We start from the raw sequence: 16,896 nt of genomic DNA on the forward strand, positions 1-16,896 counted from the left end.
CGGAACAGGTGGAGGAAGCCGTCGCGGACTGCGTGGCGGCGCTGGGGACGGTCACCGACCGGGACTGGGGGAAGGTGAGGGCCGGGCGGCTGGAGTGGGACTGCCGGGAGACGGCGGCGCACATCGCGGACGATCTCATCGCGTACGCGGGGCGGCTCGCGGGACGCTCGACCGCCGGCCACCTGCCCTTCACGATCTCGCTCGACGAGGACACCGACAACGCCGGCGTCCTGAAGACGATCGAGGCGACCGGCGCCCTGCTCGCCGCCGCGATCCGCACCACCCCCCGCGCGGTCCGCGCCTTCCACTCGTACCCGTTCCGGCACGCGAACCGGGAGGGCTTCGCCGCGATGGGCGTGGCCGAGGTGCTGCTGCACACGCACGACATCGCCGAGGGGACGGGGATCACGTACGAGCCGCCGGCCGAGCTGGCCTCCTTCGTCCTCACCCGGATCTTCCCGCAGGTCAGGCCGGGGCCCACGCCCTGGCAGACGCTGCTGTGGGCCACCGGGCGCGGTGCACTGCCGGGCCGGGAACCCGTCACCGGGTGGAAGTGGAGCAACAATCCGTTGCTCCACTCCGAGCGGCTCGTCCTGGAGGGCGTCACCCCGGCGACCGCCGCCGGCCTGTCCCTGGCGGGTGACGGCGGCTACGAGTGGGCCGGCGGGGCCGCCGCCGACGGCACCCGCGAGGGCGCCGGGATCATGGTCAGGCAGTACGAGGAGGGCGTGTTCCACCCGGAGTGGGGCATGTACGTGCTGGTCCGGCGGGACGACGACCGCGCGGTGGGGGCGATGGGCTTCCACGGCGTCCCGGACGGCGAGGGCCGTGTGGAGATCGGCTACGACCTCGTCGCGGGCGCCCGCGGCCACGGTTACGCCACCGAGGCCCTGCGCACCCTGTCCGCGTGGGCGCTCGCGCGGGACGGCGTGCGCACCGTGGCGGCCGTCGTCGAGCGGGAGAACGCGCCCTCGCGGAAGGTCCTCGCCCGGGCCGGTTTCACCGAGGCCGGCGAGGAGGAGGGGCGGGTCTGCTACGAACTGCGCGGCTGACCCGCGCCCTTGCGGCGCCGCAGCCCCGCCCCGTGCAGCAGCCGCACCACCTCGCGGCTGCCGACCTCGACCGCGCCGGCGCGCACGGCGTCGGCGTACCGGTGCCCGGGGATGTCGTAGTGGTCGCGGTCGAAGGCGCGGCGGGGCACGCCCAAGCGGTCGGCGAAGGCGTGCAGTTCGTCGTAGGAGACGTCGCTGACGAGGTGGGACCACATGCGGCCGTGGCCCGGCCAGGCCGGCGGGTCGATGTAGACCGTCACGAGGAGACCGTCCCGTCCGGGGCCGCGCCCAGTCCGCCCACCGACGCGACCCTCACACCCGCCTTGTGGCACACCCAGTGCGGATCGGGGCCGAGTTCCGGCTCGACGTCCAGCGCGTGCGGGTCGCCGGAGCCGCACACCGGGCACAGCGGCCAGCGCCCGTGCCGTTCCAGCAGGGCGTCCTGGACGTCCTGGGCGACCAGGCCGGCGAGGAACCCGGCGCCCTGCGGCCACTGCTGGACCCACCAGCGCCGGTGCGTGACCGACTCCTCGACCAGGGACACCACGTCCGCCACGGCGACCCGGCGCGCGGCCAGGTCGGCGAGCACGAGGGCGCGCGCCGCGTGCAGCGCCTGCTCCAGCGGGGTGACGGGGCCGGATGCGGGGTGGGGTTCCATGCCCCTATTGTGCGCACTCTTGACCACACCACCCGGACGAAAATATCTTTCACACCGTGACCCACGAAGTGAAGGAAATTTTCGCGGACGGATCGCGGGGCCCGGGCGGCCCGGGCGGCTCCCCCGCCACCCCGCCCGCGCCCGCCGCCCTCGCGGCCAAGGTGCGCACGCTGGCGCCGTCGATGACCCGCTCCATGCAGCGGGTCGCCGAGGCCGTCGCCGACGATCCGGCCGGCTGCGCGGCCCTCACGGTCACCGGACTCGCCGAACTCACCGGCACCAGCGAGGCCACCGTCGTCCGCACCGCCCGCCTGCTCGGCTACCCCGGCTACCGCGATCTGCGCCTGGCCCTGGCCGGTCTGGCCGCCCAGCAGCAGTCCGGCCGCGCCCCCGCCATCACCACGGACATCGCGGTGGACGACCCCCTGGCCGACGTCGTGGCCAAGCTCGCCTACGACGAGCAGCAGACCCTCGCCGACACCGCGGCCGGCCTGGACACCGTGCAGCTCGCCGCGGCCGTGGGCGCCCTGGCCGGCGCCCGCCGCACCGACGTGTACGGCGTCGGCGCGTCGGGGCTGGTGGCCCAGGACCTCACCCAGAAACTGCTGCGCATAGGCCTGCTGGCGCACGCCCACAGCGACCCGCACCTCGCCGTCACCAACGCGGTGCAGCTGCGCTCGGGCGACGTGGCGATCGCCATCACCCACTCCGGTACGACCGGGGACGTCATCGAACCGCTGCGGGTGGCCTTCGAGCACGGGGCGACCACGGTGGCGGTCACCGGCCGCCCGGACAGCCCCGTCACGCAGTACGCCGACCACGTCCTGACCACGTCCACGGCCCGCGAGAGCGAGCTGCGCCCGGCCGCGATGTCGTCCCGGACCGGTCAGCTGCTGGTGGTGGACTGCCTGTTCGTCGGCGTCGCCCAGCGGACGTACGAGTCGGCGGCACCGGCGCTCTCCGCTTCCTACGAGGCGCTGGCACACCGGCACCGAGCGGCTCGCAGGGGACCGTAGGGCCGCGTCGCCCCGGAGATCCGCGGGGCGGTCGGCGGCCGGTCGCGCCCGCACGGCGGGGCCGCGCGCCGGCCCGGCCCCCGCGCCCCCGTCGTGCCGCCCGACCCCAGACCGGAAAGACACCGTCATGACTGCCACCCCCCCGCCCGGAGAACTCCGCTCCCAGCTGGAGACGTTGACCACCGAGGCGTTCCGCCCGGAGCTGGCGGACGTCGACCGGCTGCCCACCTACGACATCGCCCGGCTGATGAACGACGAGGACGCCACGGTCGCCGGGGCCGTGACCGAGCAGCTGCCGCGGATCGCCGCGGCGGTGGACGCCGTCGCCGGCCGGATGGCCCGGGGCGGCCGGCTGGTCTACGCGGGCGCGGGCACCGCCGGCCGGCTGGGTGTGCTGGACGCCTCCGAGTGCCCGCCGACCTTCAACACCGACCCCGCCAGGGTCGTCGGCCTGATCGCGGGCGGCCCCGCCGCCCTGGTCACCTCGGTGGAGGGCGCCGAGGACTCCCGCGAGCTGGCCGAGTCCGACCTGGCCGCGCTGGAGCTGACCGCCGCCGACACGGTGGTCGGCGTCTCCGCCTCCGGCCGCACGCCCTACGCGATCGGCGCCGTCGAGTACGCCCGCGCGCGCGGCGCCCTCACCGTGGGCCTGGCCTGCAACCGGGGCAGCGCCCTGGCGGCGGCCGCCGAGCACGGCATCGAGGTCGTCGTGGGCCCGGAGTTCCTCACCGGCTCCACCCGCCTCAAGGCCGGCACGGCACAGAAACTCGTCCTCAACATGCTGTCGACGATCACGATGATCCGGCTGGGCAAGACGTACGGGAACCTGATGGTCGACGTCCGCGCCTCCAACGAGAAGCTGCGCGCCCGCTCCCGCCGTATCGTCGCCCAGGTCACGGGGGCGGAGGACGACGTCATCGAACGCGCCCTGGCCGCCACGGACGGCGAGGTCAAGAACGCCATCCTGGTCATCCTCGCCGGGGTGGACGGACCGACGGCCGCCCGCCTGCTCGCGGAGTCCGCGGGTCACCTGCGCGCCGCGCTGGCCGGGGCGCGGGCGCGGGCGGACGGCTGACCGCGACGGCATCCCCGTGCACGCTGGGATACTGGACCCACCCGACACGGAGACCACCATGAACCACGCGCAGCTCACCGCCCTGGGCCGCGCCCTGCGGGTCCTCGGCGAGCACGGCGAGTCGCTGTCCGCCGACACCCCGGACGGCCGGCTGCACGAGCTGAAGGCCGACCTGCGACGGGCCCTGGACCTGCTGGAGGAGGGCGTCGGCACGGCAGCGCCCAGTACGCGCTGCGCCGAGCACCCCACCGGCCCGGTCGACGAGAGCGCCCCGGACCTGTGCCTGCTCTGCGAGACCCGGCGCCGCGCCGCCCGCCGCGCCGAGTTCAACGGCCCGGCGCCGCAGTACCCGCCCACCGATCCCGCCCCGTCCCGGTACGGGGTGCGCGAGGAGCGGCCGCAGCCCCAGCAGCGCTGGCTGCCGGAGCTGTGGAACGGGCAGGCGTGGCAGCTGTGCGGCACCCCGCGCCGGGACCGGCGCGAGGCCGAGCTGTACGTCACGGCGCAGTGGCGCGGGCCCCGGCCCGCCAGGGCGTACCGGGTCGTGCACGAGTTCACCGACTACGAGGTGCTGCGCGTGTGGGGCACGCCGGTGCGGGCCGGCATCGAGCCGATGGGCAACCTGTAGCGCCCCGGAGCAGGGGCCGGGACCCGACGCGCAGCGCGTCAGAGCAGGGGCAGGGGCCCGAACTCATGCCCCTCCCACAGGCGGCGGGAGACCTCCTCCGGGTCCGGCACCACCGCCGGCTCCGCGTCCAGCACCATCACCGGGCGCGAGTCGGTGTCGTACGCCGGCCAGCCCGGGTCGCCGGTCCGGGCGAACGACGTCCAGGCGGCGCGGAACCGGGACGACAGCTCCTTCGCCTCCGCCGTCGGCTCGTCCCCGGCGAACAGCAGCACCCCGAGGTCCGCCTCGAAGGTGCCGAAGAGCAGCGGGAGGTCCAGGCCGTGGCAGGCGCCCAGGACGCCGCCGTTGCCCGGGGACGGCCAGGTCAGCTCGTAGAGGTGGGCCCGGCCGCCGCCCGCGAGCTGCGCCTCGGCCAGCCGCAGCGTGGGTATGGCGAACAGCCAGTCGGTCTGCACCCGTTCGCACAGCTCCCCCGCGGACGCGCCGGGGAAGGCGGCGCGGTAGGCCCGTTCGCCGTCCGGGCCGGGGGCGTACGTCCGCAGGGCCGCCGTCGCCTGCTCGTCGGTGATCCGTCCCAGCCGTCCGGCCAGGGCGACGAACAGGCGGAACTCGTCCCGGTTGTGTCCGGTGAGCAGCTCGACGTCGCGGCCCGCCCCCGCCGCGAGCGCCTGCCAGGGCGTGACCGGCAGCACGTCGCCGTCGACGACCGGCGCGTACGGCGTCACCGTGGGCGCGGCCTGTCCCCAGCGGCCGGCGTACCGGATCATCTTCATGCCCAGGGACTGCCCGGCGGCGGCCAGCTTGCCCGGGTCCACGGCGGACAGGTCCGCGACCGTGGGCCGCAGTCCGGCCTCGGCGGCGAGCTCGGCGCCGATGTCGCGGGCGAGGGCGTCGGAGAAGTAGGTGCCGGGCAGGCTCTGCGCGATCGCCCGGTGGAACAGCCCGGCCGCGCGCTCCATCGCCAGCAGCGCCGCGACGGAACCGGCGCCCGCGGACTCACCGAACACGGTGACCCGGCCGGGGTCGCCGCCGAACGCCGTGATGTTGTCCCGCACCCACTCCAGGGCGGCCACCTGGTCCAGCAGTCCCCGGTTGGCGGGCGCCCCCTCGATGTGGGCGAACCCCTCCACGCCGACGCGGTAGTTGAAGGTGACGACGACGAGGTCGCCGTCGTCCGCGATGCGCCGGGCGTCGTAGCCGGGGCTGCCGGCGTGGCCGAGCCGGTAGGCGCCGCCGTAGAGCCACACCATCACCGGGCGGCGGGCGGCGGGGTCGGGGTCGGGGGTCCAGACGTTGACGGTGAGCCAGTCGTCGCCGGTGGGGGTGACGGGGACGGTACGGCCCTGGAGGAGGCCGGATTCCTGCGGGGGCGGCGGGCCGAACGCGTACGCCTCGCGGACGCCGTCCCAGGCGCGGGGCGGACGCGGGGCGGCGAAGCGCGCCTCGCCCACCGGCGGTGCGGCGAAGGGGATGCCGCGGAAGACCGTCAGGCCGCTCTCGCGCCGTCCGCGCACGGCACCGGAGGCGGTGCGCACCACGGGTCCGGTCGGGTCCGCCGCCGGCGGGCGGGGCTCGGACGTCGTCATCGGGATTCTCCTCACTGCGGGCCGGTGGGACGGGCGGGGCAGCCGCCCCGCGGCCGCCGCCCGGTACGGGCCCGGACGGCGGCCGTTGATCATCGACGACCCTACGCCTGGGCGCCGGTGGCCTCCGGGGTGCGGACCGGGCCGGCGGCCGGGGGGCCGGCGTCGGCCGGACGGCGGTGCGGGATGAACGCGGCGATGGCGAAGCCGACCAGCGCGGCGCCGGCCCCGAGCGCCAGGACGGTGCGGAAACCGTCCTCAGCGGGCAGGGCGTACGTGCCGAAGCGGGTGGTCATCTGGGCCAGTACGACACCGGCGACCGCGCTGGCGACGGAGGTGCCGATGGAGCGCATCAGGGCGTTGAGGCTGTTGGCGGCGCCCGTCTCGGATGCGGGCACGGCGCCCATGATGAGCGCGGGCATCGCGCCGTAGGTGAAGCCGATGCCGGCGCCGATGACGCAGGACGCCAGCACGAAGTGCCAGACCTCGTCCATGAGCAGGACGTTCAGGCCGTAGCCGGCGGCCACGATCAGGGCGCCGGTCATCAGCGTCACCTTCGGGCCCTTGGCGCGGGAGACGAGCGCGGAGACGGGGGCCAGCGCCATCATCACCAGGCCGGACGGGGCCATGACCAGACCGGCGGCGAGCAGCGACCGGCCGAGGCCGTAACCGGTCTGCTCGGGCAGCTGCAGCACCTGCGGGATGACCAGGGACATGGAGAACATGCCGAACCCGATCGCCACCGAGGCGAGGTTGGTGAACAGCACCTGGGGGCGGGCGGTGGTGCGCAGGTCCACCAGGGGCCGGTCGACGCGGAGTTCGAAGAATCCCCAGGCCACCAGGGTGACGGCGCCCGCCGCGAACAGGCCGAGGGTGGTGCCGCTCGCCCAGCCCCAGTCGGCGCCCTTGGAGATCGCCAGCAGCAGGCAGATCAGGCCGGCCGCCATCCCGGCCGCGCCGACCAGGTCGAACCGGCCGCCCGTGCGCACCGTCGACTCCGGTACGAGGACCAGCACCAGGACCAGGGCGACGACGCCCAGCGCGGCCGAGGTCCAGAAGAGCGCGTGCCGGCGCGAGCGCGAGCCGAGGCCCCGTCACGCCCTTGTCGTCGTTCACGCCCGACCGGTGGACGACCGAGGACAACAGGCGCCTCGCGGGGCGAATGGCTCACCCGTCTCCTCGCAGGTCGGCGTGACGAAGTCCGGCGAGTGCCACAGCCAGGGCGCGCCGCCACCGGTCGGGGTCGTGCTGCCGTGAGGCGTCCATGACGGCCCCCACCATGAGGTGAACGGTTTCGAGGTCTCCAGCAGTCACTCCGGCCGGCAACTGGCCGCCCCGGACGGCGCGTTCGATGAGGGGTGCGACGAGTTCCGCGATGCGGGCGCAGCTCTGTGCCAGGCGGGCGGATCCCTGTTGACCGCCGCGCAGGAGTTCCCCCAGGGCGCGGTTGTCGGCTTCGAGCGCGAACTGTCGCTCCATGAACCAGGTGAGGCCGCTCCAGGCGTCGTCGGCCCGGGACGCCTGCCGGGCGAGGTCGATCACGGCGTCGACATGTTCGGTGAACAGGGCGTCCACGAGATCCTGGCGGTCGGGGAAGCGGCGGTACAGGGTGCCCATGCCGCTCCCGGCCTTGCGGGCTATCTCCTCGTACGGCACCCGCAGTCCGTCGCGGGCCATGAGTTCCCGTGCCGCCTCCAGCAGGCGCTGCCGGTTGCGCTCGGCGTCGCGGCGCAAGGGACGTTCGGTCATACGGCCGACCATACCAAGTGGAAACCTTCTTTCTAAGTTGAATGCTTCTTCCACTTTGTGGTTTGGTTGCACCGGCCACACCACTACGAGGAGGCGGTCATGCCCTCACACCCCGCGGACGTCGAAGCGTTCCCGATCGCGGTCGACGGCCGGGAACTCGACCGACTCGCCCGCCGGCTGGCCGACACCCGCTGGCCGGACCGGGAAACCGGCCCCGACCAGGGCCCGGAGCTGGAGCGCATCCGCGCGCTGTGCGCGCACTGGGCCACCGATTACGACTGGCGCCGCTGCGAGAAGGACATCAACGACATCGGGTCGTTCCGTACCGTCCTGGACGGCGTCGGCGTGCACTTCTTGCACGCTCGCTCGCCCGAGCCGTCAGCGATGCCCCTGCTGCTGTGCCACGGCTGGCCCGGGTCCGTCCTGGAGTTCCGTCATCTGGTCGGGCCGCTGACCGATCCCGTCGCGCACGGCGGCCGGGCCGAGGACGCCTTCCACGTCGTGATCCCCTCCATGCCCGGCTTCGGTTTCTCCGACAAGCCGACCGCCGCCGGGTGGGGGGTCTCCCGTACAGCCGACGCCTGGATAGGGCTCATGGACCGCCTCGGCCACCACGAATGGGTCGCGCAGGGCGGCGACTGGGGATCGGCCGTCGTCGAGGCGATCAGCCGCAAGGCACCCGAAGGATTTCTTGGCATGCACGTCAACCTGCCGCTGGTGTTCCCCACCGCCCAGGAGATCGAGGACGCGACACCCGACGAGCAGCGCATGCTGGACAAGGCGCAGCGTTACCGAAGCGTGCTCGACGGCTACTCCCGGGAGCAGGCCACCCGGCCGCAGTCCATCGGTTACGCCCTGGCCGACTCGCCCGCCGGACTGGCCGCCTGGATCTACACCCTCTTCCAGGACGTCACCGACAGCGACGGCGACCCCGAGGCGGTCGTCCCGCGCGATGAGATCCTCGACGACATCATGATGTACTGGCTGCCCAACGCGGGCCCCTCCTCCGTACGGCTGTACTGGGAGGCACGCCAGGAACCGGGAGGCGCACCCGGGCCGAACCCCACGCCGGCCGGGTTCAGCATCTTCCCCGGTGAGGCCGTGCAGGCATCGCGCCGCTGGATCGAGAAGCGTTACTCCCATGTCCTGCACTACCGCCAGCTCGATCGCGGAGGACACTTCGCGGCTCTGGAACAGCCCGCCGTCCTGGCCGAGGAGATCCGCACCACCTTCCGCTCACTGCGCCGCGGATGAAACAGCCCGGCCTCTCCCTTCCCGCGGGGCACGCAGCGGTACAGCCGTGCGCCGGCCGCCGCGCACGGACTCCTGTCCGGGCGACCGCAACCGGCAGCCCCGCACCGCTGGAGTCCTGCATGCGGTGAGAACTCGGGGAGAAGGAACCCACCGAACCCCGCCCCTCCCGCCCGAGGCACGCGATCACTCGGGCGGGTGAACATCACCGGCTCAGCTGGATTTTCGAGCCCTCGACTTCCCTCCGCTCAGCGCACACAACCCCGAAGCAGACCGTTCCCCGTCTGAGGCCAGTGCCGTTCCGGCACGCGGATATCTGGAGGTGCGGCTGTGACGACCGGCGACAACTGGCGCGAACACCGGCGCGCCCTACCGAGTACACGTACCCGGGACAGGCCGCGGAGCAGGTGCCGCTGCCACTGGAACCCTGACCCCGTCCGCGCCGGGCGCCTCCCGCCGGAACCAGGAGGCGCCCGGCCCGGCCGCTCAGCTCAGGGTCTTGATCGAGGCGGGGTCGTACGGCGCGAGCTCGTCGAAGCGGCCCGCGAGGACCTTGGCCGCCCACTGCGGGTCCTGGAGCAGCGCGCGGCCCACGGCGACGAGGTCGAACTCGTCGCGCTCCATCCGGTCCAGCAGGTTGTCGAGGTCGCCCAGTGCGGCGCCCTCGCCCTGGAAGGCCTTGAGGAACTCGCCGTCCAGGCCGACCGAGCCGACCGTGATGGCGGGCCTGCCGGTCAGCTTCTTGGTCCAGCCGGCCAGGTTGAGGTCCGAGCCGTCGAACTCGGGGGTCCAGTAGCGGCGCGTGGACGCGTGGAAGGCGTCGACGCCGGCGGCGGCCAGCGGCGCGAGGATCGCCTCCAGCTCCTGGGGCGTCTCGGCGAGCCGGGCGTCGTAGGCCTCCTGCTTCCACTGCGAGTAGCGGAAGATGACGGGGAACTCCGGCGAGACCCGCTCGCGGACCGCCGCGACGATCTCCACCGCGAACTTCGCGCGGGCCACCGGGTCACCGCCGTAGGCGTCGCCGCGGCGGTTGGTGCCGGCCCACAGGAACTGGTCGATGAGGTAGCCGTGGGCACCGTGCAGCTCCACGCCGTCGAAGCCGATGCGCTCGGCGTCGGCGGCGGCCTGCGCGAAGGCGCCGACGACCTCGTCGATGTCCTTCTGGGTCATCGCCGTGCCGGTGACCTCGTCCTCGCCGATGCGCAGACCGGAGGGGCCGACGGCGGGGGCGTCGGCGAACGGCGGATCGCCCTGCTTGCGGACCATGCCGATGTGCCACAGCTGCGGAACGATGGTGCCGCCCGCGGCGTGCACCGCCTCGGCGACCTTCGCCCAGCCGGCGAGCTGCTCCTCCCCGTGGAAGCGGGGGACGCCGTCGCTCTGCCCGGCCGACTCGTGCCCGACGTACGTTCCCTCGGTGACGATCAGTCCCACACCGGCGGCGGCACGGCGGGAGTAGTACGACACGACGTCCTCGCCGGGAACACCGCCGGGCGAGAACATGCGGGTCATCGGCGCCATGGCGATGCGGTTGGGAACGGTCAGGCCGTTGATGGCGACGGGCCGGGACAGGAGTCCGGCGGCGCGGGCGGCTGTCTCCGGAGCGGTGACGGTCACGTGGGGGCTCCTCGCTGGGTACCAATTGGTATGTGCGCATGCATCCAACGCACTTCCACGCCAACCGGCACGCGGGGGAAGACATTCCGCCGTCCCCCACCCGACCCTCTGTGATCCCGGTCACCTCACGAGAATCCCTGGTCCCGCCGGACGCACCGGCGCAGGATGACGGGCATGGGGAACACCACGCGCCGCCGGCGCGACACGGCACGATGAGGACGCGGACCCTGCGGTTCGGCCTGTACGCGGACCCGGAGGGGCTGGCGTGGGTCGACGCGCTCGTCGACGGGGCCGTACGGGCCCGCGGCGCCCGGATCACCGGGCGGACCGTCCTGCGCGCGCTGCCCGGTGGCATGACGACCGCCGACCTCTACGACCACCTGGTCGAGCAGTGGGCCTGGGAGCACCCGGGCCACGACGGCGGCGCGCGCGAACCGGTCGAGCTGCGCGTCCGCCTGGTGTGCTCGCTGCGGACCTGGCGGGCGATCCGCAAGGCGGTGCTGCGGGGCCTGTGCCCCGAGGGCTCGGCGCCGCACACCTGCCGCGTCCCCTGGTGCACCGCGTGAACGGCCCGAGGGCGGCACCCCCTGCCGGAACAGGGGGTGCCGCCCTCGGTCACGCGTCGGACGGATCCGATCCTCGAAGGGATCAGAAGTCCATGTCACCGCCCGGCATGCCGCCGCCGGCCGGCGCGGCGGCCTTCTCCGGCTTGTCGGCGATGACGGCCTCGGTGGTGAGGAACAGCGCGGCGATCGACGCGGCGTTCTGCAGCGCGGAACGCGTCACCTTCGCCGGGTCGATGATGCCTTCCTTGACCAGGTCGACGTACTCGCCGGTCGCGGCGTTCAGGCCGTGGCCCGGGGTCAGGTTGCGCACCTTCTCCACCACGACGCCGCCCTCGAGGCCGGCGTTGACGGCGATCTGCTTCAGCGGGGCCTCGAGCGCGATGCGCACGGCGTTGGCGCCGGTCGCCTCGTCACCCTCGAGCTCCAGCTTCTCGAAGACCTGGGAGGCCTGCAGCAGGGCCACGCCACCACCGGCGACGATGCCCTCCTCGACGGCCGCCTTGGCGTTGCGGACGGCGTCCTCGATGCGGTGCTTGCGCTCCTTGAGCTCCACCTCGGTGGCGGCACCGGCCTTGATGACCGCGACACCGCCGGCGAGCTTCGCCAGGCGCTCCTGCAGCTTCTCGCGGTCGTAGTCCGAGTCGCTGTTCTCGATCTCGGCGCGGATCTGGTTCACGCGGCCCTGGACCTGGTCGGCCGAGCCGGCACCGTCGACGATGGTGGTCTCGTCCTTGGTGATGACGACCTTGCGGGCCTTGCCCAGCAGGTCGAGCGTCGCGTTCTCCAGCTTGAGGCCGACCTCCTCGGAGATGACCTCGCCGCCCGTGAGGATGGCGATGTCGCCGAGCATGGCCTTGCGGCGGTCACCGAAGCCCGGGGCCTTGACGGCGACGGACTTGAAGGTGCCGCGGATCTTGTTGACGACCAGGGTCGACAGGGCCTCGCCCTCGACGTCCTCGGCGATGATCAGCAGCGGCTTGCCCGACTGCATGACCTTCTCCAGGAGCGGGAGCAGGTCCTTGACGTTGGAGACCTTGGAGTTGGCGATCAGGATGTACGGGTCGTCGAGGACGGCCTCCATACGCTCCATGTCGGTGGCGAAGTACGCCGAGATGTAGCCCTTGTCGAAGCGCATACCCTCGGTGAGCTCCAGCTCCAGACCGAAGGTCTGGGACTCCTCGACGGTGATGACGCCTTCCTTGCCGACCTTGTCCATGGCCTCGGCGATGAGCTCGCCGATCTGGGTGTCGGCGGCGGAGATGGAGGCCGTGGAGGCGATCTGCTCCTTGGTCTCGACGTCCTTCGCCTGCTCCAGCAGGGCACCGGAGACGGCCTCGACGGCCTTCTCGATACCGCGCTTCAGGGCCATCGGGTTGGCACCGGCGGCTACGTTGCGCAGGCCCTCCTTGACCAGGGCCTGGGCGAGAACGGTCGCGGTGGTCGTACCGTCGCCGGCGACGTCGTCCGTCTTCTTGGCGACTTCCTTGACCAGCTCGGCGCCGATCTTCTCGTACGGGTCCTCGAGCTCGATCTCCTTGGCGATGGACACACCATCGTTGGTGATCGTGGGGGCGCCCCACTTCTTCTCGAGGACGACGTTGCGGCCCTTGGGGCCGAGCGTCACCTTGACGGCGTCCGCGAGCTGGTTCATGCCGCGCTCGAGGCCGCGCCGCGCCTCCTCGTCGAACGCGATGATCTTGGCCATGTGAAGTGGTCCCTCCAGGACTGGGGGTGATGACTCCAGGACCGCGCCCGCGCCCGCGACGGACGGCTCGCCGGCCTTGTGGTTCCTTGCCCCACGCAGCCTGCGGGCCTCACCGACCCGGTCCTTACGTTGTCACTCTCACCTTCAGAGTGCTAACGCAATGATTAGCACTCGACCCCCTCGAGTGCAAGGCGCGCCCTCGAAGCGGGCTCGATGAGGGGTGGTGGTCGGGTGACGGGCGGGCGCACGAAGCAGGGCGCCCGCCCGTCACCCGAACACGTCCGGGCGCCCCGGCGCGGGCACGGCGAAGGCGACGAAGGCCCGGACACGGACACGGGCACGGGCACGGACACGGACACGGACACGGGCACAGGCCCCGGCGCGGGCACGGCGAAGGGCCCGCACCCCGGGAGGTACGGGCCCTTCGTCAGCAGGAATGCTTGCGGCTGGTAGCGCGTTCAGGCGCTGAGACGAACCATGTCGGCCTGTGGGCCCTTCTGACCCTGCGAGATCTCGAACTCGACCCGCTGGCCTTCTTCGAGGGTGCGGTAACCGTCCATCTGGATCGCGCTGTAGTGGACGAAAACATCCGCACCACCGTCGACCGCGATGAAGCCGTACCCCTTCTCCGCGTTGAACCACTTGACGGTGCCCTGAGCCATGCCTAACTCCCCTATTACTGGCCCTTGCGCAGATCCGCACTTCGCGGATCCGGGTCAGACCTCACCCCCCAACGGTTGGGGGGTGGCGCCGGAACGCGTCGACCGCGGCCGAATGTATCTGCCCAACTGCCGTCTGCAACAGGTCAATCGGGCGAGAAATCTGGACGACGCCGGTCCGGAATCTGGCCAGAATTCATCCGAATTCAGGGCAAGTCGGGCCAGGCAAAAGGGAAACATGCCGCGAATGGGGCCCACACTTTGGCTGCATCCAGTCGGGCGTGCAGCGGGGATCCGGGGTTTTCGATCTCCGGATCGGGAGCGCGTTCCCCGATTCTACCGCGCTCAATCCAATGGAATTGCCCCCTCCGTTTCTCTTACGGAGGGGGCGACGTTCCGAACGCTCGGTAACCGTCATTACCAAAGGTAATGATCAGCCGCCGGCGACCGCCGGGATGATGGAGACGCCCGCACCGTCCGGGGTGGCCGTCTTGAGGCCCTGCTCGAAGCGGACGTCGTCGTCGTTGACGTAGACGTTGACGAACCGGCGCAGCTTGCCCTGGTCGTCCAGGACCCGGGCGGCGATCCCGGCGTGGTTCCTCTCCAGGTCGGCGATGACCTCGCCGAGGTCGGCCCCCTGGGCACTGACCTCGGCCTGCCCACCGGTGTAGGTGCGCAGGATGGTCGGGATGCGGACGGTCACGCTCATGCGAGGCCTGCCTCTCGGAACGACTCCAGGTTGGGGCGGATGGTGGTGGTGAGCCCGGTGCCGGCCACCGCGTCGAGCGTCTTCAGGCCGTCACCGGTGTTGAGCACGACGGTGGTCAGGGCCGGGTCGAGTACGCCGTCGTCGATGAGCTTCCTGGTGACGCCGACCGTCACGCCGCCCGCCGTCTCCGCGAAGATCCCCTCCGTCCGGGCCAGCAGCCTGATCGCCTCGACGATCTGCTCGTCCGTCACGTCCTCCACCGCGCCACCGGTACGCCGCGCGATGTCCAGCACGTACGGCCCGTCCGCCGGGTTGCCGATGGCGAGCGACTTGGCGATGGTGTCCGGCTTCTGCGGGCGCACGACGTCGTGGCCGGCCTTGTAGGCCGTGGACACCGGGGAGCAGCCCTCGGCCTGCGCACCGAAGATCCGGTACGGCTTGTCCTCGACCAGACCGAGCCCGATCAGCTCCTGCAGCCCCTTGTCGATCTTCGTGAGCTGCGAGCCGGAGGCGATCGGGACCACGATCTGGTCGGGGAGCCGCCAGCCGAGCTGCTCGCAGATCTCGTACGCGAGGGTCTTGGACCCCTCCGCGTAGTACGGCCGCAGGTTGACGTTGACGAAGCCCCAGCCCTCGCCGGCCGGGTCGCCGATCAGCTCCGAGCAGAAGCGGTTCACGTCGTCGTAGTTGCCCTCGATGCCGACGAGCTCACCGCCGTAGACGGCGGCCATGACGACCTTGCCCTGCTCCAGGTCGTGCGGGATGAACACGCAGGAGCGGAAGCCGGCCCGGGCCGCCGCGGCGCCCACGGCGCCGGCCAGGTTGCCGGTGGAGGAGCAGGACAGGGTGGTGAAGCCGAAGGCGCGGGCGGCCTCGATGGCCTGGGCGACGACGCGGTCCTTGAAGGAGTGCGTCGGGTTGCCGGAGTCGTCCTTCACGAACAGCTTGCCGGGGTCGACGCCCAGCTCGCGCGCGAGGTTGTCGGCCTGGACGAGCTTGGTCCAGCCGGGGTTGATGTTCGGCTTGGTCGCCACGTCCGCCGGGACGGGCAGCAGGGGCGCGTAGCGCCAGATGTTCGCGGGTCCCGCCTCGATCCGCTCGCGGAGTTCCTCGGTGCCGTACGCGGAGAAGTCGTAGGCGATCTCCAGCGGGCCGAAACACTCCTCGCAGGCGAAGACGGGGCCGAGCGGGACGCGGTGACCGCATTCGCGGCATGAGAGCGCGGCGGCCGGGCCCAGGTCCACGGAGCTGCCGGGAGCGGAATCGGTGGTGCTTGCAACTGTCTGCACAGCCATGTGAGGCGAGGCCCTTTCTCCTCATCTTCCTCACGACGCATCTCGCCGTGAGACGGATTTGGCACCTTCCCGAGCCGGGAGCCTCGCCACGTCCGCGTGACGGGAACCGACTGGAGGGTTGCCGGGGCTTCATCGGGCCGTGTCCCTCTGCCCCTCTGGATGAGCGGTGTTCAGTTATCCGCGCGGTGACCCCGGCGTGCGGTGGTCGTCGGCGTTGTTCAAGACTGTAACCGAAGGCCCGCATGGTTGAGATAGTCGTCCGAACCGCGAGATGGATCACAGGTCAGTGAGGAGCCGGGAAGCGTGCTGGAAGAAGTCGAGCGCTGGCTGGCCGACCGCTCCTGGTCGGTGGCCGACCGCCCGCTCCACCGGGTCCTGGCCGCCAAGCGGGCCACGGGCCGGACGGTGAGCGTGGTGCTGCCCGCACTCAACGAGGAGGCGACGGTCGGCGAGATCGTGTCGGCCATCCGGAACGACCTGGTGCTCCGGGCCCCGCTGGTCGACGAGATCGTGGTGGTCGACTCGGGCTCCACCGACCGCACGGCCGAGCGGGCCGCGGCGGCGGGCGCGACCGTGGTGTCCCGGGACGCGATACTGCCGCGGGTCCCGGCGGTGCCCGGCAAGGGCGAGGTGCTGTGGCGGTCCCTGCTCGCCACCCGCGGCGACATCGTCTGCTTCGTCGACGCGGACCTGCGGGAGTTCTCCTCCGACTTCGTCTCCGGCATCGTCGGCCCGCTGCTCACCGAGCCGGACGTCCACCTGGTCAAGGCCATGTACGACCGTCCGCTCACGCTGCCCGACGGACGCGCCGCCGGCCCGGCGGCCACCGGCCAGGGCGGCCGGGTCACGGAACTGGTGGCCCGCCCGCTGCTGAACATGCACTGGCCCCGGCTGGCCGGTTTCGTCCAGCCGCTCGGCGGCGAGTACGCGGCCCGCCGCACCCTGCTGGAACGGCTTCCCTTCCCCGTCGGCTACGGCGTCGAGCTCGGCATGCTGGTCGACGCCCTGCACCTGGTGGGCCTGGACGCCCTGGCCCAGGTCGACGTCGGCGTCCGCAAGCACCGCCACCAGGACGACCAGGCCCTCGGCCGCATGGCCGCCGCGATCTACCGCACCGCCCAGCTCCGCCTGGCCCGCGGCCATCTGATCCGGCCGTCCCTCACCCAGTTCGAGCGCACGGGCGGCACCTTCGCCCCCCGCACCTTCTCCGTCGACACCGAGGAACGCCCCCCGATGACGGAGATCGCGGAGTACCGGGCCCGCAGGGTGGCCTGACCCCTCGCACCGGGCCGGCGGCGACGTTTGAGTGCCCGGGGGCCGGGCTAGGTTGAGG

16 protein-coding genes, 1 pseudogene and 1 riboswitch are annotated in these 16,896 nt (G+C 72.5%); of the genes and pseudogenes, 7 read left to right on the forward strand and 10 right to left on the reverse strand.

Translation table 11 applies throughout. The features are described from left to right. Positions 1–8 precede the first annotated feature (8 nt). Entirely contained in the window at positions 9–1,052 is a 1,044-nt protein-coding gene (locus ACF07S_RS08560; RefSeq protein WP_391973816.1) for a GNAT family N-acetyltransferase, read from the forward strand. Here the strand turns inward: ACF07S_RS08560 and ACF07S_RS08565 are convergent. Both ACF07S_RS08565 and ACF07S_RS08570 read right to left on the reverse strand, forming a co-directional pair. Then, positions 1,034–1,312 (reverse strand): DUF4031 domain-containing protein, encoded by a 279-nt coding sequence (locus ACF07S_RS08565; RefSeq protein WP_391963794.1) that lies wholly within the window; start codon positions 1,310–1,312, stop codon positions 1,034–1,036. The two genes, ACF07S_RS08560 and ACF07S_RS08565, sit on opposite strands and share 19 nt — an antisense overlap. After that, positions 1,309–1,710: a hypothetical protein gene (locus tag ACF07S_RS08570; RefSeq protein WP_391963795.1), complete on the reverse strand. Its 402-nt coding sequence runs from the start codon at positions 1,708–1,710 to the stop codon at positions 1,309–1,311. The genes ACF07S_RS08565 and ACF07S_RS08570 overlap by 4 nt, the downstream gene beginning before the upstream one ends. Positions 1,711–1,766: 56 nt before the next feature. On the opposite strand from ACF07S_RS08570, the gene ACF07S_RS08575 reads away from it, so the two are divergent. The 3 genes from ACF07S_RS08575 to ACF07S_RS08585 all read left to right on the forward strand — a co-directional run bounded on the left by ACF07S_RS08575 (position 1,767) and on the right by ACF07S_RS08585 (position 4,429). After that, positions 1,767–2,726 carry a MurR/RpiR family transcriptional regulator gene (locus ACF07S_RS08575; protein ID WP_391963796.1) on the forward strand — a complete coding sequence of 320 codons (960 nt, stop codon included), beginning with the start codon at positions 1,767–1,769 and terminating at the stop codon, positions 2,724–2,726. Positions 2,727–2,853: 127 nt separating this feature from the next. Then, positions 2,854–3,801 carry an N-acetylmuramic acid 6-phosphate etherase gene (gene murQ, locus ACF07S_RS08580; RefSeq protein WP_391963797.1) on the forward strand — a complete coding sequence of 316 codons (948 nt, stop codon included), beginning with the start codon at positions 2,854–2,856 and terminating at the stop codon, positions 3,799–3,801. 58 nt (positions 3,802–3,859) lie between these two features. Further along, positions 3,860–4,429 (forward strand): hypothetical protein, encoded by a 570-nt coding sequence (locus tag ACF07S_RS08585; protein ID WP_391963798.1) that lies wholly within the window; start codon positions 3,860–3,862, stop codon positions 4,427–4,429. Positions 4,430–4,467: 38 nt separating this feature from the next. Here ACF07S_RS08585 and ACF07S_RS08590 read toward each other — a convergent pair whose 3' ends face one another. From ACF07S_RS08590 to ACF07S_RS08600, 3 genes and pseudogenes are all read right to left on the reverse strand, one after another. Beyond that, positions 4,468–6,015 carry a carboxylesterase/lipase family protein gene (locus tag ACF07S_RS08590; RefSeq protein WP_391973752.1) on the reverse strand — a complete coding sequence of 516 codons (1,548 nt, stop codon included), beginning with the start codon at positions 6,013–6,015 and terminating at the stop codon, positions 4,468–4,470. Positions 6,016–6,116: 101 nt separating this feature from the next. After that, positions 6,117–7,079: pseudogene (locus ACF07S_RS08595) on the reverse strand (MFS transporter); the annotation flags it as partial. 100 nt (positions 7,080–7,179) lie between these two features. Next, on the reverse strand, positions 7,180–7,761 hold the full coding sequence (locus ACF07S_RS08600) for a TetR/AcrR family transcriptional regulator (protein ID WP_391963801.1): 582 nt from the start codon (positions 7,759–7,761) through the stop codon (positions 7,180–7,182). Positions 7,762–7,860: 99 nt separating this feature from the next. Here ACF07S_RS08600 and ACF07S_RS08605 point away from each other — a divergent pair, with 99 nt between their 5' ends. Continuing rightward, entirely contained in the window at positions 7,861–9,015 is a 1,155-nt protein-coding gene (locus ACF07S_RS08605) for an epoxide hydrolase family protein (protein ID WP_391973753.1), read from the forward strand. Between the two features lie 483 nt (positions 9,016–9,498). Here ACF07S_RS08605 and ACF07S_RS08610 read toward each other — a convergent pair whose 3' ends face one another. Continuing rightward, entirely contained in the window at positions 9,499–10,629 is a 1,131-nt protein-coding gene (locus ACF07S_RS08610) for an NADH:flavin oxidoreductase (protein ID WP_391973754.1), read from the reverse strand. Positions 10,630–10,841: 212 nt separating this feature from the next. Here ACF07S_RS08610 and ACF07S_RS08615 point away from each other — a divergent pair, with 212 nt between their 5' ends. After that, positions 10,842–11,195 (forward strand): hypothetical protein, encoded by a 354-nt coding sequence (locus tag ACF07S_RS08615; RefSeq protein ID WP_391973755.1) that lies wholly within the window; start codon positions 10,842–10,844, stop codon positions 11,193–11,195. An 82-nt stretch (positions 11,196–11,277) separates the two neighbouring features. On the opposite strand, the gene groL is transcribed toward ACF07S_RS08615, so the two are convergent. The 4 genes from groL to thrC form a co-directional block, all read right to left on the reverse strand. Continuing rightward, positions 11,278–12,900 carry a chaperonin GroEL gene (gene groL, locus ACF07S_RS08620; protein WP_391963805.1) on the reverse strand — a complete coding sequence of 541 codons (1,623 nt, stop codon included), beginning with the start codon at positions 12,898–12,900 and terminating at the stop codon, positions 11,278–11,280. Between the two features lie 458 nt (positions 12,901–13,358). Then, complete coding sequence (locus tag ACF07S_RS08625) at positions 13,359–13,562, reverse strand: cold-shock protein (protein ID WP_004929928.1); 204 nt, start codon at positions 13,560–13,562, stop codon at positions 13,359–13,361. 430 nt (positions 13,563–13,992) lie between these two features. Continuing rightward, complete coding sequence (locus tag ACF07S_RS08630; RefSeq protein ID WP_391963806.1) at positions 13,993–14,268, reverse strand: MoaD/ThiS family protein; 276 nt, start codon at positions 14,266–14,268, stop codon at positions 13,993–13,995. Beyond that, entirely contained in the window at positions 14,265–15,563 is a 1,299-nt protein-coding gene (thrC, locus tag ACF07S_RS08635) for a threonine synthase (RefSeq protein WP_391963807.1), read from the reverse strand. The genes ACF07S_RS08630 and thrC overlap by 4 nt, the downstream gene beginning before the upstream one ends. Positions 15,564–15,581: 18 nt before the next feature. Next, positions 15,582–15,729: riboswitch (SAM riboswitch) on the reverse strand. A gap of 137 nt (positions 15,730–15,866) precedes the next feature. On the opposite strand from thrC, the gene ACF07S_RS08640 reads away from it, so the two are divergent. Next, on the forward strand, positions 15,867–16,838 hold the full coding sequence (locus tag ACF07S_RS08640) for a glucosyl-3-phosphoglycerate synthase (protein WP_391973756.1): 972 nt from the start codon (positions 15,867–15,869) through the stop codon (positions 16,836–16,838). The last annotated feature ends 58 nt before the right edge of the window (positions 16,839–16,896 follow it).

It is taken from the genome of Streptomyces sp. NPDC016640 (assembly GCF_043076215.1).
In the GTDB taxonomy this organism is placed as follows: domain Bacteria; phylum Actinomycetota; class Actinomycetes; order Streptomycetales; family Streptomycetaceae; genus Streptomyces.

Bases quoted from the DNA above. Each gene is read 5' to 3' on its own strand.
- ACF07S_RS08570 (WP_391963795.1), bottom strand. From the start codon at position 1,710: ATGGAACCCCACCCCGCATCCGGCCCCGTCACCCCGCTGGAGCAGGCG.
- murQ (WP_391963797.1), top strand. From the start codon at position 2,854: ATGACTGCCACCCCCCCGCCCGGAGAACTCCGCTCCCAGCTGGAGACG.
- ACF07S_RS08585 (WP_391963798.1), top strand. From the start codon at position 3,860: ATGAACCACGCGCAGCTCACCGCCCTGGGCCGCGCCCTGCGGGTCCTC.
- ACF07S_RS08590 (WP_391973752.1), bottom strand. From the start codon at position 6,015: ATGACGACGTCCGAGCCCCGCCCGCCGGCGGCGGACCCGACCGGACCC.
- ACF07S_RS08600 (WP_391963801.1), bottom strand. From the start codon at position 7,761: ATGACCGAACGTCCCTTGCGCCGCGACGCCGAGCGCAACCGGCAGCGC.
- ACF07S_RS08605 (WP_391973753.1), top strand. From the start codon at position 7,861: ATGCCCTCACACCCCGCGGACGTCGAAGCGTTCCCGATCGCGGTCGAC.
- ACF07S_RS08615 (WP_391973755.1), top strand. From the start codon at position 10,842: ATGAGGACGCGGACCCTGCGGTTCGGCCTGTACGCGGACCCGGAGGGG.
- groL (WP_391963805.1), bottom strand. From the start codon at position 12,900: ATGGCCAAGATCATCGCGTTCGACGAGGAGGCGCGGCGCGGCCTCGAG.
- ACF07S_RS08625 (WP_004929928.1), bottom strand. From the start codon at position 13,562: ATGGCTCAGGGCACCGTCAAGTGGTTCAACGCGGAGAAGGGGTACGGC.
- ACF07S_RS08630 (WP_391963806.1), bottom strand. From the start codon at position 14,268: ATGAGCGTGACCGTCCGCATCCCGACCATCCTGCGCACCTACACCGGT.
- thrC (WP_391963807.1), bottom strand. From the start codon at position 15,563: ATGGCTGTGCAGACAGTTGCAAGCACCACCGATTCCGCTCCCGGCAGC.